15 protein-coding genes and 1 tRNA gene are annotated in these 14,339 nt (G+C 63.6%); 10 read left to right on the top strand and 6 right to left on the bottom strand.

Features of this window, described 5'->3' with window-relative positions; translation table 11 throughout:
* Positions 1–14: 14 nt before the first annotated feature.
* Positions 15–845 (bottom strand): bifunctional DNA-formamidopyrimidine glycosylase/DNA-(apurinic or apyrimidinic site) lyase, encoded by an 831-nt coding sequence (gene mutM / locus L0U80_RS01690; protein ID WP_233862125.1) that lies wholly within the window; start codon positions 843–845, stop codon positions 15–17.
* Positions 846–956: 111 nt separating this feature from the next.
* Between mutM and L0U80_RS01685 the strand changes: the two genes are divergently transcribed.
* The 8 genes from L0U80_RS01685 (at position 957) to hisC (ending at position 8,181) form a co-directional block, all read left to right on the top strand.
* Positions 957–2,801, top strand: a complete 1,845-nt coding sequence (locus L0U80_RS01685; protein ID WP_233862123.1) for a tetratricopeptide repeat protein — start codon at positions 957–959, stop codon at positions 2,799–2,801.
* A gap of 10 nt (positions 2,802–2,811) precedes the next feature.
* Positions 2,812–3,468: a lipoprotein insertase outer membrane protein LolB gene (lolB, locus tag L0U80_RS01680; protein WP_233862121.1), complete on the top strand. Its 657-nt coding sequence runs from the start codon at positions 2,812–2,814 to the stop codon at positions 3,466–3,468.
* Between the two features lie 28 nt (positions 3,469–3,496).
* Positions 3,497–4,390 (top strand): 4-(cytidine 5'-diphospho)-2-C-methyl-D-erythritol kinase, encoded by an 894-nt coding sequence (gene ispE, locus L0U80_RS01675; RefSeq protein ID WP_233865572.1) that lies wholly within the window; start codon positions 3,497–3,499, stop codon positions 4,388–4,390.
* 53 nt (positions 4,391–4,443) lie between these two features.
* Positions 4,444–4,520: transfer RNA gene (locus tag L0U80_RS01670), tRNA-Gln, on the top strand.
* A 95-nt stretch (positions 4,521–4,615) separates the two neighbouring features.
* Positions 4,616–5,572 (top strand): ribose-phosphate pyrophosphokinase, encoded by a 957-nt coding sequence (locus L0U80_RS01665; protein ID WP_233865566.1) that lies wholly within the window; start codon positions 4,616–4,618, stop codon positions 5,570–5,572.
* Between the two features lie 163 nt (positions 5,573–5,735).
* On the top strand, positions 5,736–6,341 hold the full coding sequence (locus tag L0U80_RS01660; protein WP_233862119.1) for a 50S ribosomal protein L25/general stress protein Ctc: 606 nt from the start codon (positions 5,736–5,738) through the stop codon (positions 6,339–6,341).
* Between the two features lie 157 nt (positions 6,342–6,498).
* Positions 6,499–7,101 carry an aminoacyl-tRNA hydrolase gene (gene pth / locus L0U80_RS01655; protein WP_233862117.1) on the top strand — a complete coding sequence of 201 codons (603 nt, stop codon included), beginning with the start codon at positions 6,499–6,501 and terminating at the stop codon, positions 7,099–7,101.
* A gap of 12 nt (positions 7,102–7,113) precedes the next feature.
* Positions 7,114–8,181, top strand: coding sequence for a histidinol-phosphate transaminase (gene hisC / locus L0U80_RS01650; protein WP_233862116.1), 1,068 nt, complete (start codon positions 7,114–7,116; stop codon positions 8,179–8,181).
* Positions 8,182–8,258: 77 nt separating this feature from the next.
* Here the strand turns inward: hisC and L0U80_RS01645 are convergent, their stop codons facing one another.
* The 3 genes from L0U80_RS01645 to rsmD form a co-directional block, all read right to left on the bottom strand.
* Entirely contained in the window at positions 8,259–8,516 is a 258-nt protein-coding gene (locus L0U80_RS01645) for a YfhL family 4Fe-4S dicluster ferredoxin (protein WP_233862115.1), read from the bottom strand.
* An 89-nt stretch (positions 8,517–8,605) separates the two neighbouring features.
* A complete protein-coding gene (coaD, locus tag L0U80_RS01640; protein ID WP_233862114.1) occupies positions 8,606–9,100 on the bottom strand; it encodes a pantetheine-phosphate adenylyltransferase in 495 nt (164 codons plus the stop codon).
* A 137-nt stretch (positions 9,101–9,237) separates the two neighbouring features.
* Entirely contained in the window at positions 9,238–9,885 is a 648-nt protein-coding gene (gene rsmD / locus L0U80_RS01635; protein ID WP_233862113.1) for a 16S rRNA (guanine(966)-N(2))-methyltransferase RsmD, read from the bottom strand.
* A gap of 226 nt (positions 9,886–10,111) precedes the next feature.
* Between rsmD and ftsY the strand changes: the two genes are divergently transcribed.
* A complete protein-coding gene (gene ftsY / locus L0U80_RS01630; RefSeq protein WP_233862112.1) occupies positions 10,112–11,236 on the top strand; it encodes a signal recognition particle-docking protein FtsY in 1,125 nt (374 codons plus the stop codon).
* 86 nt (positions 11,237–11,322) lie between these two features.
* On the opposite strand, the gene maiA is transcribed toward ftsY, so the two are convergent.
* Together maiA and L0U80_RS01620 are read right to left on the bottom strand one after the other, a co-directional pair.
* The gene (maiA, locus tag L0U80_RS01625) at positions 11,323–11,970 is read right to left on the bottom strand and encodes a maleylacetoacetate isomerase (protein WP_233862111.1); all 648 of its coding nucleotides are present in this window, start codon (positions 11,968–11,970) and stop codon (positions 11,323–11,325) included.
* A gap of 37 nt (positions 11,971–12,007) precedes the next feature.
* Entirely contained in the window at positions 12,008–12,706 is a 699-nt protein-coding gene (locus L0U80_RS01620) for a fumarylacetoacetate hydrolase family protein (RefSeq protein WP_233862110.1), read from the bottom strand.
* 356 nt (positions 12,707–13,062) lie between these two features.
* Here L0U80_RS01620 and ybiB point away from each other — a divergent pair, with 356 nt between their 5' ends.
* On the top strand, positions 13,063–14,025 hold the full coding sequence (gene ybiB, locus L0U80_RS01615) for a DNA-binding protein YbiB (protein ID WP_233862109.1): 963 nt from the start codon (positions 13,063–13,065) through the stop codon (positions 14,023–14,025).
* The last annotated feature ends 314 nt before the right edge of the window (positions 14,026–14,339 follow it).

Here is a 14,339-nt window from a genome sequence, read left to right as displayed (position 1 = left end):
GAAGATACCGGTAATCAGCGCTGGCAGCGCGGACAGTAATAAGTGGACCGTTGGCCCTGGACGATCTGCCTGATCGGCGTACCGCACACGCGGCACGGCTGACCCGCACGGTCGTACACGAAATATTCGAGCTGAAAATAGCCGCTCTCGCCATTGCTGCCGACGAAGTCGCGCAACGTGCTGCCGCCCTTCTCGATCGCCGATGCGAGCACGGCGCGCACGGCATCTGCCAGCAGTTCGTAACGCGCGAGCGACACGCGGCCCGCCGCTGTGGTCGGACGAATACCCGCGCGAAACAGGCTCTCCGATGCATATATATTGCCCACGCCCACCACGATATCGCCCGCCAGCAGCGCCTGCTTGACGGAGACCTTGCGGCCGCGCGTCTCGCGGTAGAGCAGCGCGCCGTCGAAGGCGGGTGCGAACGGCTCGATGCCCAGATTCGCGAGCAACGGATGGCCGAGCACGTCGCCCGCCTCGCGAGGATGCCAGAGCACCGCACCGAAGCGGCGTGGATCGCGAAATCGCAGCGTGAAGTCGTCGAAGAGCCAGTCGACGTGATCGTGCTTCTGGGCGGCAGGCGGCTTCGGAACGTTACGTAGCACACGCAACGTCCCGGTCATGCCGAGGTGCACGATGAACCAGCCCTCGTCGACCTCGAACAGCAGGTATTTCCCGCGGCGGCCCACCGAACGGATGGTCCGGCCGCGCAGCGTACGCGCGAGCGCGTCCGGAACGGGCCAGCGCAATGCGGGGTTGCGCACGTCTACACGCTCTACGCGACGGCCCGCGACCCAGGGCTCGATACCCCGGCGGGTGACCTCAACTTCTGGCAGTTCTGGCATGTCTGACGCCTTGAACGGGGCGTAATCGGGGTTGGTTTGAAACTTGCGTCCTCGTTGTGCGCGTATTGTAGCCAGCGCGTTACAATCGACCGAAACATTCGACGGAATTCCATGGAACTGTCTTTCGTAAAGCTCTTTGCGAAGCGCCCGCACGCCACGGCGCCGCGCCTGCCGGCTGCCGTCGGCGCCCGTCGTCTCGTCGGCGCGGCGGTGCTCGCGGCGTGGGCGTTGACCACGTCGAGCGCGTACGCGCAGGATCCAGCCCTCGATACGGACGACACTTCCGTCTCGATGCCGGATGCATTCGGCCCCGCAACCGCGGACGAGAAGAAAGACGTGCCCAACATCGCGCTGTCGAGCCAGATCGTCTATCAGGTGCTCGCTGCCGAGATCGCGCTGCAGCGCGACCAGCCGGCGCCCGCATTTCAGACGTATCTCGAACTGGCGCGCGACACGCACGACCCTCGCATGGCGCAACGCGCGACTGAAATCGCGCTTGCCGCCCAAAGCCCGTCTGACGCCCTGAACGCCGTCCAGCTCTGGCAGCAGTTCGCGCCCGATTCGGAGCGCGCGGCGCAACTCGATGCGTCGCTGCTCATCCTGTCCGGCCGCCCCGAAGACGCCCAGCCGCTACTCGCGCGCGAACTGGCGCACGTTCCCGCGGATAACCGCGGCGGAGCAATCGTTTCGCTGCAGTTGCTGCTCTCGCGCGGCCCGAATCGCGCAGGCGGCCTGACAGTGTTGAAGGATCTGCTGAAGGACGACATGCAGCGCCCCGAGGCACAGCTCGCCATCGGCCGTCAGCAACTCCTCGCCGACGATCTGCCCGGCGCGCGCAAGTCGTTTGAAAAGGCGCTCTCGCTCAAGCCCGACTACCTGCCCGCCGCGCTCATGCTCACGCAGATGGGTCCGGAAGAGCGCAAAGAAGGCATCGCGGCGATCGAAAGCTATGTGCAGCAGAACCCGAAGTCGCGCGAAGGGCGACTCGCGCTCGCGCAGACTTACCTCGCGGCCGAACGCCTCGGCGACGCACAGAAGCAATTCGAGGTCTTGCACAAGGATAATCCGGGCGACCTGATGCCGCTGATGGCGCTCGCGCTCATCGGCGTGCAGCAGAAGAAGTACGACGTCGCGCAGAAGTATCTGGTGCAGTACACGCAGCTCGCGGACAAGACGCCGGGCGCGGACCCGGGCCAGGGCTACATCTACCTCGCGCAGCTCGCCATCGAACAAAAGGACAACGCCGCCGCGCAGAAGTGGCTCGACAAGATCGGCCCGAACAGCCAGCAGTACGTTCCGGCCCAGATCACACACGCGCAGATGCTCGACAAGTCGGGTAAGACCGACGACGCGCGTCGTCTGCTGGCCAGCATCCAGACCGACGATCCGCGCGACCAGGCGGCGATCGCCCGCACGGACGCCTCGATCCTGTTCGACGCGAAGCGCTTTCCGGAGGCGGAAACGCGGCTCGCGAAGGCAGTAGGCGACTTCCCGGACGACCCCGACCTCACCTACGACTACGCGATGGCGGCCGAAAAGAACGACCACTTCGACGTCATGGAAACGCAACTGCGCAAGCTCATCCAGACGCAGCCCGACAATCCGCAGGCCTACAACGCGCTCGGCTATTCGCTGGCGGACCGCAATCTGCGCCTTCAGGAAGCGGACAAGCTGGTGGAGAAGGCGTCGTCGCTCGCACCCAACGACGCTTTCATCCTGGACAGCGTGGGCTGGGTGAAGTTCCGCCTCGGCAACAATGCCGACGCTATCAAGCTGCTGCGCAAGGCGTACAGCATGCAGCCGAACGCCGAAATTGGCGCGCACCTCGGCGAGGTGCTGTGGAAGAACGGCGATCAGGACGGCGCACGCGCGGCGTGGCGTGAGGCACGCAAGCTCGAGCCCGACAATGACACGCTCCTGAAGACGCTCAAGCGCCTCCAGGTGAACGATCTCTGATGTCCCGTTGATGCCTGATTACCGTCAGATTTTGCGCCCCGCCGCTCCGGCTTCTCGCTGCGAGCGCCTCGCGTGGCGCACGACGCTCGGCGTGGCGGCGGCCGCGCTGTTCGCGCTCGCGGGTTGCGCGACGCAACCGCCGCACGAACCGTCCACGTCGAACGCAACGACTTCCCTCTCCACGCAGACGACCCGCGCCTATCATGGCCGTTTCACCGTGCGCTACGTCGACCGGTACGGCCAGGACCGCAATGCATACGGCAATTTCGACTGGCGCGAAACCGACTCGACAGTGGTGCTGCAACTGCTCACTCCGTTCGGGCAGTCGCTTGCGATTGTCACGTCATCGCCTGGGCAATCGACGCTCGAATTGCCGAACCGCCAGCCGCTCACCGCCGACAACGTCTCGACGCTGATGCAGCAGGCGCTTGGATTCGCGTTGCCGGTCGAGGGTCTGCGTTACTGGCTTCAGCCGTCTGTTGCGCCCACTTCCAGCGCGCGCACGACGGACGATCCGCAAAATCCGTCGCGTCTCGCGCAGATCGAACAGGATGGCTGGACCATCGACTACATGGCCTACGCCGACGCGCCCGCAACCGGAGTCAAGCTGCTGAACCTCAAGCGCGAAGACCCGCCGCTCCAGATCAAGCTCGTACTCGACCAATGAACGGGTCGGGTACGTCACACGCATCATGATGACCGAAACTCAAGACTCGCTGCGCGGCTGCCTCGCGCCCGCGAAACTCAATCTTTTCCTGCACATCACGGGCCGCCGCGCCGACGGCTATCACAACCTGCAGACCGTATTCCAGCTGCTCGACTGGGGCGACACGCTGCACTTCAAACGTCGCAACGACGGCCGCATCACGCGCACGACCGAGGTCGAAGGTGTCAGCGCGGAACAGGACCTCACCGTTCGGGCGGCAACGCTGCTCAAGCAGCACACCGGCACGCAGGAGGGCGTCGAGATCGACATCGAAAAGCGTCTGCCGATGGGTGCGGGCCTTGGCGGCGGCAGTTCCGACGCGGCAACGACGCTGCTCGCACTCAACCGCCTGTGGAAACTTCACCTCACGCGCGGCGAACTGCAGTCGCTCGCGCTGAAACTTGGCGCCGACGTACCGTTCTTCGTGTTCGGGAAAAATGCGTTTGCGGAGGGTGTCGGAGAAGCGCTCGAGGCTGTACAATTGCCCCCGCGTCATTTTCTGGTGGTGACGCCGCAGGTACATGTCCCAACCGCTGCGGTTTTTTCCGAAAAATCGTTGACAAGGGACACAAAGGCCTGCACAATAGCAGTCTTTCTTGCGCAGCAAGCAACGCAGAAGGGTTGGCCGGAAAGCTTCGGTCAAAACGATATGCAAGCGGTTGTCGCAGAGAAATACGCGGAAGTAGCGCAGGTGCTTCGATGGTTTGACCAGAATGTCGAATGCGTCGTGCCAGCGCGGATGACCGGATCGGGCGCGAGTGTTTTTGCAGCGTTTTCGAGTCGGACCGAAGCAGAAGCGGCGCAAGCCAAACTGCCGGAGTCCTGGCGAAGCGCGGTGACATCGAGTCTGGACACCCATCCACTCTTCGCTTTCGCGGCATAGTTTTAGCATCGCTGAACGGCCCTACCCGATCAGTGAAGCACAAAGTTAAGTGTAGGGGAGTCGCCAAGTTGGTTAAGGCACCGGATTTTGATTCCGGCATGCGAGGGTTCGAGTCCTTCCTCCCCTGCCAAAGATTTCTGCAGAAACGCCTGCAGTCATTCTCGTAGTTTTTCTTGCAGTAACTCTAGTAGTTCCTCTCGTCCCCAAGTCCGCAGCAGGTGCATGATGAGCAGCCATGACGGCCTGATGGTTTTTACTGGCAACGCAAATCCCGCGCTTGCACAGGAAGTCGTCAAAATCCTCGGTATTCCCCTCGGTAAGGCTATGGTTAGCCGTTTCTCCGACGGTGAAATCCAGGTCGAAATCCAGGAAAACGTACGCGGCAAGGACGTCTTCGTCCTGCAATCGACTTGCGCGCCGACGAACGACAACCTGATGGAACTGATGATCATGGTCGATGCGCTCAAGCGCGCATCCGCAGGCCGGATCACCGCAGCCATCCCCTACTTCGGCTATGCCCGTCAGGACCGCCGCCCGCGTTCGGCGCGCGTCGCCATCTCGGCGAAGGTCGTGGCGAACATGCTGGAAATCGCCGGCGTCGAGCGGATCATCACGATGGATCTGCACGCCGACCAGATTCAGGGCTTCTTCGACATTCCCGTCGACAACATCTACGCCACGCCTGTGCTGCTCGGCGATCTGCGCAAGCAGAACTACGAGAACCTGCTGGTCGTGTCGCCGGACGTTGGCGGCGTGGTGCGCGCACGTGCGCTCGCCAAGCAGCTCAACTGCGATCTCGCGATCATCGACAAGCGTCGTCCGAAGGCGAACGTCGCCGAAGTGATGAACATCATCGGTGAAGTCGAAGGCCGCACCTGCGTGATCATGGACGACATGGTCGACACCGCCGGCACGCTTTGCAAGGCCGCGCAAGTGCTGAAAGAACGCGGCGCGAAGAAGGTGTTCGCTTACGCCACGCACCCGGTTCTCTCGGGTGGCGCGGGCGAGCGTATCGCCGCCTCGGCGCTCGACGAACTCGTCGTCACCGACACCATTCCGCTCGGCTCCGAAGCGCGTTCGTGCGCGAAGATCCGCTCGCTTACGAGCGCTGGGTTGCTCGCCGAAACGTTCTCGCGTATCCGTCGCGGCGACTCGGTGATGTCGCTCTTCGCGGAAAGCTAAAGAGATTCGCGTCCGGGCGCGGCATTCGCAAGGATGCCGCGCCTAGGCGCAACTAGCGCAAACGAACGAAGGTTTGCGCTCTATCGCTGGGGGCCTTCAGGCGAATAATTGCCGAAAAGGCCCCGTTTTACTGCCTGGTCGCGGGCAGTGCATTGGAGAAAACATGAAAGTCATCGCTTTCGAGCGTAACCTGCAAGGTACGGGTGCGAGCCGCCGCCTGCGCAATGCTGGCAAGACCCCTGGCATCGTTTACGGTGTCGGCGCCGAGCCGCAGCTGATCGAAGTCGATCACAACGCGCTTTGGCACGCCCTGAAGAAGGAAGCCTTCCACTCGTCGATCCTCGACCTCGAAGTGGCCGGCAAGTCGCAGCAAGTGCTGCTGCGCGACGTGCAATACCACCCGTTCCGTCAGCTCGTGCTGCACGTGGACTTCCAGCGTGTCGATCCGAACAAGAAGATCCACACGAAGGTGCCGCTGCACTTCATGAACCAGGAAACGAACCCGGCCGTCAAGCTGTCGGGCGCGATCATTTCGCACGTCCTGAACGAAATCGAAGTTGTGTGCCTGCCGGCCGCGCTGCCCGAATTCGTCGAAGTTGACCTCGCGAAGATCGAAGCTGGTCAGACGCTGCACGCCAAGGACATCGCACTGCCCGCCGGCGTGACGCTCGTCGCTCACGTTGAAGCGGAAAATCCGGTGGTCGCTTCGGCGACGGTTCCGGCCGGTGCCGTGGCGGCAGCCGAAGGCGAAGAAGCAGCAGCCGAGTAAGCTGCTGCGGCATACAAGCCGATATCCTCTCGATCCGTTTCAATGAAACGGTCGACGTAACCCGCCGCGGTTCTACCTCGGCGGGTTTTTTTTCGTGTTCTTTCCGTGCGGTATGCACGCATTCCTGCGCGCATTTCTGCATATCGGGCAACCGCACATGATCAAGTTGATCGTCGGACTCGGCAATCCAGGCGCCGAATACACCGCGACGCGCCACAACGCCGGCTTCTGGTTCGTGGACCAGCTCGCGCGCGAAGCCGGCACGTCGCTGCGCGACGAGCGCCGCTTCCACGGCCATTACGCGAAGGCGCGGCTCTACGGCGAGGAAGTGCATCTGCTCGAGCCGCAGACGTACATGAATCGCTCGGGCCAGTCGGTTGTCGCGCTCGCACACTTTTTCAAGGTCCTGCCCGACGAGATCCTCGTCGCGCACGACGAACTCGACCTGCCGCCCGGCGCCGTCAAGCTCAAGCTCGGCGGCGGTAGTGGCGGCCACAACGGTCTGAAGGACATTTCCGCGCATCTGTCGACGCAGCAGTACTGGCGGCTTCGTATCGGCATCGGGCATCCGCGCGACCTGATTCCCGAAAGCGCGCGCGCGGGCGCAAAGCCCGACGTCGCGAACTTCGTGCTCAAGCCGCCGCGCAAAGAAGAACAGGATGTGATCGATGCATCGATCGAACGTGCGCTCGCCGTGATGCCGACGTTCGTGAAGGGTGAGAACGAACGCGCGGTGATGCTGCTGCATCGCAATGGTTAATGGGAGAGCGTCTTGAGTCGTTACTGGAGTGACATCGTCCACCGTCTCGTGCCGTATGTGCCGGGCGAACAACCCGCGCTCGCGAAGCCGGTGAAACTCAACACCAACGAGAATCCATATCCGCCGTCGCCGCGCGTGCTGGAGGCGATTCGCGCGGAACTCGGCGAGCACGGCGAATCGCTGCGTCGCTATCCCGATCCGGTGTCAAAGCGCCTGCGTGCAGCCGTCGCCGCCCATCATGGGCTGCGTGCCGATCAGGTCTTCGTCGGCAACGGCTCCGACGAGGTGCTCGCGCACGCGTTCCAGGCGCTGCTCAAGCACGACTTGCCGCTCCTCTTTCCCGACATCACCTACAGCTTTTACCCGACTTACGCACGGCTCTACGACGTGCAGCACCGCACCGTGCCGCTCGACGATGCGTTCGCGATCCGCATCGAGGACTACGCGCAGCCGAACGGCGGCGTGATCTTCCCGAACCCGAACGCGCCGACCGGCCACGCGCTGCCGCTCGCCCAGATAGAAAAGCTCGTCGCCGCGAATACGGAATCGGTGGTCGTGATCGACGAGGCCTATGTCGATTTCGGCGCAGAATCGGCGATCGCGCTGATTGACCGCTATCCGAACCTGCTCGTCGTGCACACCACGTCGAAGTCGCGCTCGCTCGCGGGCATGCGTGTCGGTTTCGCGTTCGGTCACGCCGATCTGATCGACGCCCTCAACCGCGTGAAGGACAGCTTCAATTCGTATCCGCTGGACCGTCTGGCGCAAGCCGCTGCGACCGCCGCGTATGAAGACGTCGACTGGCTGCGCACGACCAGCTCACGCGTGATGGCGAGCCGCGAGAGGCTCACGGCGGCGCTCGTGCAATTGGGCTTCGAGGTCGTGCCATCGGCGGCGAACTTCGTGTTCGCGCGCCATCCGCTGCATGACGCGGCGCTCATCAGCGCGAAGTTGCGTGAGCAGGAGATTTTCGTGCGGCACTTCAACGCGCCGCGTGTGAACCAGCATTTGCGCATCTCGATCGGTACCGACGCCGAATGCGACGCGCTCGTCGCAGCGCTGAAGGGCATCGTGAAATAACGCACCCGCTGCATGCATGGCCAAAAAAAAAACGCGCCCGTAGGCGCGTTTTTTTATACCGCACGCGAAGACGCTATTCAGCCCTTCTTCGCCGCCATAAGCGCGTGATACTTCTGCATCAACTGCTCGGGCGATTCGAGGTGCTCAGGATCGCGCGGAATGCATTCCACCGGACACACCTGGATGCACTGCGGTTCACCGTAGTGGCCGACACACTCAGTACATTTGTTCGGATCGATCACGTAGATTTCCGGGCCCATCGAAATCGCGTCGTTCGGGCACTCGGGCTCGCAGACGTCGCAATTGATGCACTCGTCGGTAATCATCAGGGCCATGCTTTTCTCACTTCATGCCGGCACGGGGACCGGCGTCGTTGCTGAGCCCTATAGTTTACGCGGGTTTGCATCGACGCGCTGTCGGACCCTTACGCGCGCGGGGCCAATCCCGAAACCTTGTCCTGCAGACGCTTTTCCACCGACGGGAACACGAACTTGCTCACGTCGCCCCCCAACTGGGCGATTTCTCGCACAATCGTGCCGGAAATGAACTGATATTGATCCGAAGGCGTCATGAACATCGTCTCGACGTCGGGCAACAGATAGCGGTTCATACCCGCCATCTGGAACTCGTATTCGAAGTCCGATACTGCGCGCAGGCCCCGCACGATCACGCGCGCGTTGTTGCTGCGCACGAAATCCTTTAGCAGCCCCTTGAAGCTCATCACCTGCACGTTCGGGTAGTGGCCGAGAACCTCGTGGGCAATATCGAGCCGCTCTTCAAGCGAGAAGAACGGCTTCTTGTTGCGGCTGTCGGCGACGCCTACCACCAGCGTGTCGAAAATGCTCGACGCACGCCGCACGAGATCTTCATGACCGCGCGTGAGCGGATCGAAGGTACCGGGGTACACGGCGACTACCATGAGGCTTCTCCTCTCAACATAAATGGGGCGCAATACATTGTTACGCTGCCGGATTGCTCCGTTCGTGCGCGCCACGGTGCAGACACAACGACTTGCGTCGCGATGAGTCCGCCCGTCGCTTCATTATCGAACGCGCATTATTCCTCATTTTCGCGCTGCAGCAAATGATAGAAGACAGCGCCCGCCTTGCCCTCGCGCACCACGCTCCAGCCCGCCAGCTCCGGCCGCGCTGCCGGATCGACGCGCTCGCCGGACTCGACGTAGAGCCAACCGTCCGGCGCGACGAGTGGTGCTGCGACTTCGAGCGCGCGCGTCAGGAGCACGGCGTCGCCGAACGGCGGATCGAGGAACACTACATCGAACGAACCCGGCGCAAGACTGGCGGCGAGCCGCAACGCGTCGGCTTCGGCGATTTCGATCGTTCGCGCCGCAAGGCGCGCCTGATTCGCCCGCAGTTGCGCGGCGGCGCGCGCATTGCGCTCGATCATCACGACGCGCGCGGCTCCACGCGACGCCGCTTCGAAGCCGAGCGCGCCGCTGCCGGCGAAGAGATCGAGACAGCGCTGGCCGTCCAGTTGCTGGCCGAGCCAGTTGAAGAGCGTCTCGCGCACGCGGTCGGGCGTGGGTCGCAGGCCGTCGAGATCGAGCACCGGCAGTGGCGTGCGCTTCCAGTCGCCGCCGATGATGCGGATCGCGTGCGCGCCGCCGCCGCGCGCGGCCTTGCCCGGTGCTGCGGGCGAAACGGACCGGGTGCCGGACGGGCGCGAAGATGGGGAACGGGACATGCGTTTTTCTATGCGGCTTTAGAGTATCTGGGCGACACGACACGCGCGCCACCCCCCTGATGCGCGAACGTTACCACAGCCCTGCATTTACGCCGCACCGGTACCGCAACGACGCGGACCTGGACGCCTGATAAAATGCCATGTTTTCCGCGCGTTGCCGCCTTTTCCACGACGTCGATGACCGCCTGGCGGTCTGACCCGCAACGCGCATCCACGACGCCAGATCATGTTCAGTTTCTTCAAACGACTCCGCGGCACCAAGGCCGACGAGAACGCACAGGCCGAAACAGCGGACGCCGCCGCGACCGACGAAGCAACCGGGGTCGAATCCGGGACGCCCTCGCCAGCGGAACAGCTCGCCGCGACGCCCCCGCAAGCGGCTGTCGCAGTTGCTGCCGTTGCCGTCGAGGCCGTTGAAATCGTCCCGCCGCCAGCACCCGAGGCCACCGCGAAGCAGTCCTGGCTCTCGCGCCTGAAATCGGGCCTCGCGAAGACGAGTTCGAACCTCACGAGCATCTTCGTCAACGCGAAGATCGACGACGAGCTCTACGAGGAACTCGAAACGGCGCTCCTGATGTCGGACGCGGGCGTCGAAGCCACCGAATACCTGCTGGAAACGCTGCGCCAGAAAGTGCGCGCCGAACGCCTGACCGACGCGCAGCAGGTGAAGGATGCGCTGCGCCAGTTGCTCATCGACCTGCTGGCGCCACTCGAAAAATCGCTCATGCTCGGCCGCGCGCAACCGCTCGTGATGATGATCGCGGGCGTGAACGGCGCAGGCAAGACGACGAGCATCGGCAAGCTGGCGAAACATCTGCAGCGCTTCGACCAGTCGGTGCTGCTCGCCGCAGGCGACACGTTCCGGGCCGCTGCGCGCGAACAGCTCGCCATCTGGGGCGAGCGCAACAACGTGACGGTCGTCTCGCAGGAAAGCGGCGACCCGGCCGCCGTGATCTTCGACGCAGTGAACTCGGCGCGCGCGCGTGGCATCAACGTGGTGATGGCCGACACGGCCGGCCGCCTGCCGACGCAGCTTCACCTGATGGACGAGCTGAAGAAGGTCAAGCGCGTGATCGGCAAGGCATACGACGGCGCGCCGCACGAAGTGCTGCTGGTAATCGACGCGAACACGGGCCAGAACGCGTTGGCGCAGGTGAAGGCATTCGACGACGCACTCGGCCTGACTGGCCTCATCGTCACGAAGCTCGACGGCACCGCAAAGGGCGGCATTCTCGCGGCAATCGCGCGTCAGCGACCGGTGCCGGTGTACTTCATCGGCGTGGGCGAGAAGGTCGAGGACCTGCAGCCGTTCAGTGCGGAAGAATTCACCGACGCGCTGCTCGGCAACTGAGCTGCTGCAACGTCATAGCAAAAAGGGCGTCGTTCCACGAAACGACGCCCTTTTTTCATGCATGCGTGAGATTCACACCCGGCGCATCACTCCGAGTCGGGCTGTGCGCCCGGCGCGGCTTTCGCGAACGCGTCGAGTTGTGAAGCGTAGTCACTAATGCGCTGGATCGTCGGATAACGCGTCGTGTCGATCTTGAAGCGATTCGCGTTGAAGACCTGCGGCACGAGACACAGATCGGCGATGGTCGGCGTGTCGCCGTAGCAGAGCTTGCCCGTGCGCGGATCGTTCGCCAGTCGCTTCTCGAGCGACTCGAATCCCGACTCGACCCAGTGGCGATACCACGCGTCTTTCGCGGCGTCGTCGACGCCCAGCGAGTGCTTCAAGTACTTCAGCACGCGCAGGTTGTTAAGCGGGTGAATCTCGCACGCCACCTGCAGCGCCAGCGAGCGCACGTGCGCGCGATCCGCGGGGGCCTTCGGCAAGAGCGGCGGCTCAGGGTGCGTCTCCTCGAGGTACTCGATGATCGCGAGCGACTGCTGGATTGCGTGCTGTTCGTCGTCGATCAGCGTCGGCACGATGCCGTCCGGGTTGATCTGCCGATAGTCCTGCTTGAGTTGCTCACCACCATCGCGCAGCAGATGCACCGGCACGTACTCGTAAGACAGGCCCTTCAGGTTCAGCGCGATACGCACACGGTACGCCGCCGAGCTGCGGAAATAGCTGTAAAGCTTCATGCTCCTCTCGTTCTCCTTATGAATTCTTGCGCTGCGCTCACACCACACGCACGGCGAACTCGCCCAGCCCCTCGACACCGCCACGCATCAGATCGCCCTTCACCACTGCGCCGACGCCCTCGGGCGTGCCGGTGTAGATCAGGTCGCCCGCCTTCAACTCGAACAGTGTCGAAAGAAACGCGATCGTATCGGCGACCGGCCAGATCATCTGCGAAACGTCTGAGCGCTGCTTGTCCTCGCCGTTCACGGAAAGCCAGATTGCGCCGCGCGCGATCTGCCCGACTTGCGTGACGGGATGAATCGGGCCGATCGGTGCCGAATAGTCGAAACCCTTGGCGATGTCCCACGGACGACCAAGCTTCTTCGCTTCGGTCTGCAGGTCGCGGCGTGTCATGTCGAGACCGAGCGCGTAGCCATAGACGTGTTCGAGCGCACTCGCGACGGGGATATCCTTGCCGCCCTTGCCGATCGCCGCGACGAGTTCCATCTCGAAGTGGACGTTCGACGATCGCGCGGGATACGGGAATTCAGCGATCGCGCCAGGGGCGACATAGAGAATCGCATCGGCAGGCTTTGCGAAGAAAAACGGCGGCTCGCGATCCGGATCGTGACCCATCTCGCGCGCATGCGCTTCGTAGTTGCGTCCGACGCAATAGATGCGCCGCACCGGGAACTGCTGATCGCTACCCGCGACCGGCACCGCTGCAGGAGGCGTCGGTTCAAAAGCGTAGGTCATCGGATTCTCCAATCTGCGTGAAACGGCGCGGACCGATCGGCAGCGCGAATTGGCAGTGTAACGCGCGGTGCCTGCACTGCGTGACAGGCCTTGCCTTATGGATAAGGGCGACCGCCCGGCCGAGGCGCGGCGCAGGAGGCACGCCACCGCTGATGCGCGCGCGGGTGCGCAACCGCGAGAGTGGACCCCATCGTGAAAGCCGGCCTGCCGCAGGACATTCGCCCGCACCTGCGTCCCGTGAGGTGTCCTGCCCCCATGCGCGCCTCATGCGATACTTCGATCATCCCCGCCATTTCAAGACGACCGCAGCCGCCCGCGCATTGCCCGCGTGTGGATGCCAAAGAATCCCGCTTTCCATGAACGCCCCCGATACCCCCGACACCTTTTCCTGCGCCCGCTTCATCAAGGAGATCGGCCGAGGCCCGAATGGGGCGCGCTCGCTGTCGCCCGAAGACACGCATGCGCTTTTCACCGCGATGCTCGATGGCCGCGTGGCCGATCTTGAACTCGGCGCGGTGCTGCTCGCGTACCGGCTGAAGGGCGAAACCGCCGACGAACTCGCCGCGATGCTGGCCGCCGCACACGCGTCGTTCGCGCCGCTGGCATCCCCTGCGTGGGACTATCGCGCGGTCTCGATCCCCAGTTACAACGGCGCGCGCAAGCAGCCGAATCTCGTGCCGCTTCTGGCGCTGCTGCTCGCGCGCGAGGGCGTCCCGGTGTTGGTCCATGGTGTGAGCACCGATCCGGGGCGCGTCACGAGTGCCGAAATCTTTGCGGAACTGAACCACCCGGCCGCACGCGACCACGACGACATCGAAACCCAGCTCGCCGAGCGCTGCGTCGCCTTTTCGCCGATCGAAGCGCTCGCTCCGAAGCTCGCGCGCCTGCTGGTGTTGCGCCGCCGGATGGGCGTGCGCAACTCGACGCACACGCTCGTGAAGCTGCTGCAGCCGTTCGCGCAACCGGGACTGCGACTCGTGAACTACACGCACCCGGCATACCGCGACAGCCTGAGCGCGTTGTTCGCGGCACACCCCGACGCCGCCACGGGCGGTGCATTGCTCGCGCGCGGCACCGAGGGCGAAGCGGTCGCGGACACGCGCCGCCAGGTGCAAGTCGACTGGCTGCACGACGGTATCTGCGAAACGCTGATCGAGCCGGAGCGCTCTTCGCCCGATGCCCCCGAAGTCGCGCTGCCCGGGGACCGTGATGCGTCCACGACGGCGGCCTGGACCGAAGCAGTGCTGCGCGGCGACGTGCCGGTGCCGGCGGCGATTGCGCTTCAGGTCGAGACGATCATGCGCATCGCGAAGCGCTGAACACAGCGGCTCAATAACAACGCCATTGGCACGCACCATCACCCTGTTCGCGCCGATCCCCACGCTTTTCGAGATGGCTCGGCGAAAAATTCTCGGTTGACACAAGCACCCGTCCGGACTTAAATTGGACGGATGCGTTCCTTCCCGAACACCCTCCGAATTACCTCCGGCCGCCTAGCGGCCCTATCGCTACGTCTAGCGTAAGCCAGGCGTAGCGCTGCGCGTCCACCTCTTCGGAAGCGCAGTCCTCCCAAGCAGTTCCCGCAGTACCTCCAAACCGTAGTTCCTTTTACAACCTGTCTGTCGTCTGCATT

Origin of the sequence: Paraburkholderia adhaesiva (assembly GCF_021390575.1) — a bacterium.
In the GTDB taxonomy this organism is placed as follows: domain Bacteria; phylum Pseudomonadota; class Gammaproteobacteria; order Burkholderiales; family Burkholderiaceae; genus Paraburkholderia; species Paraburkholderia adhaesiva.
The sequence above is the reverse complement of the archived record's forward strand: the minus strand, read 5'-3'. Positions and strand labels throughout refer to the sequence as shown.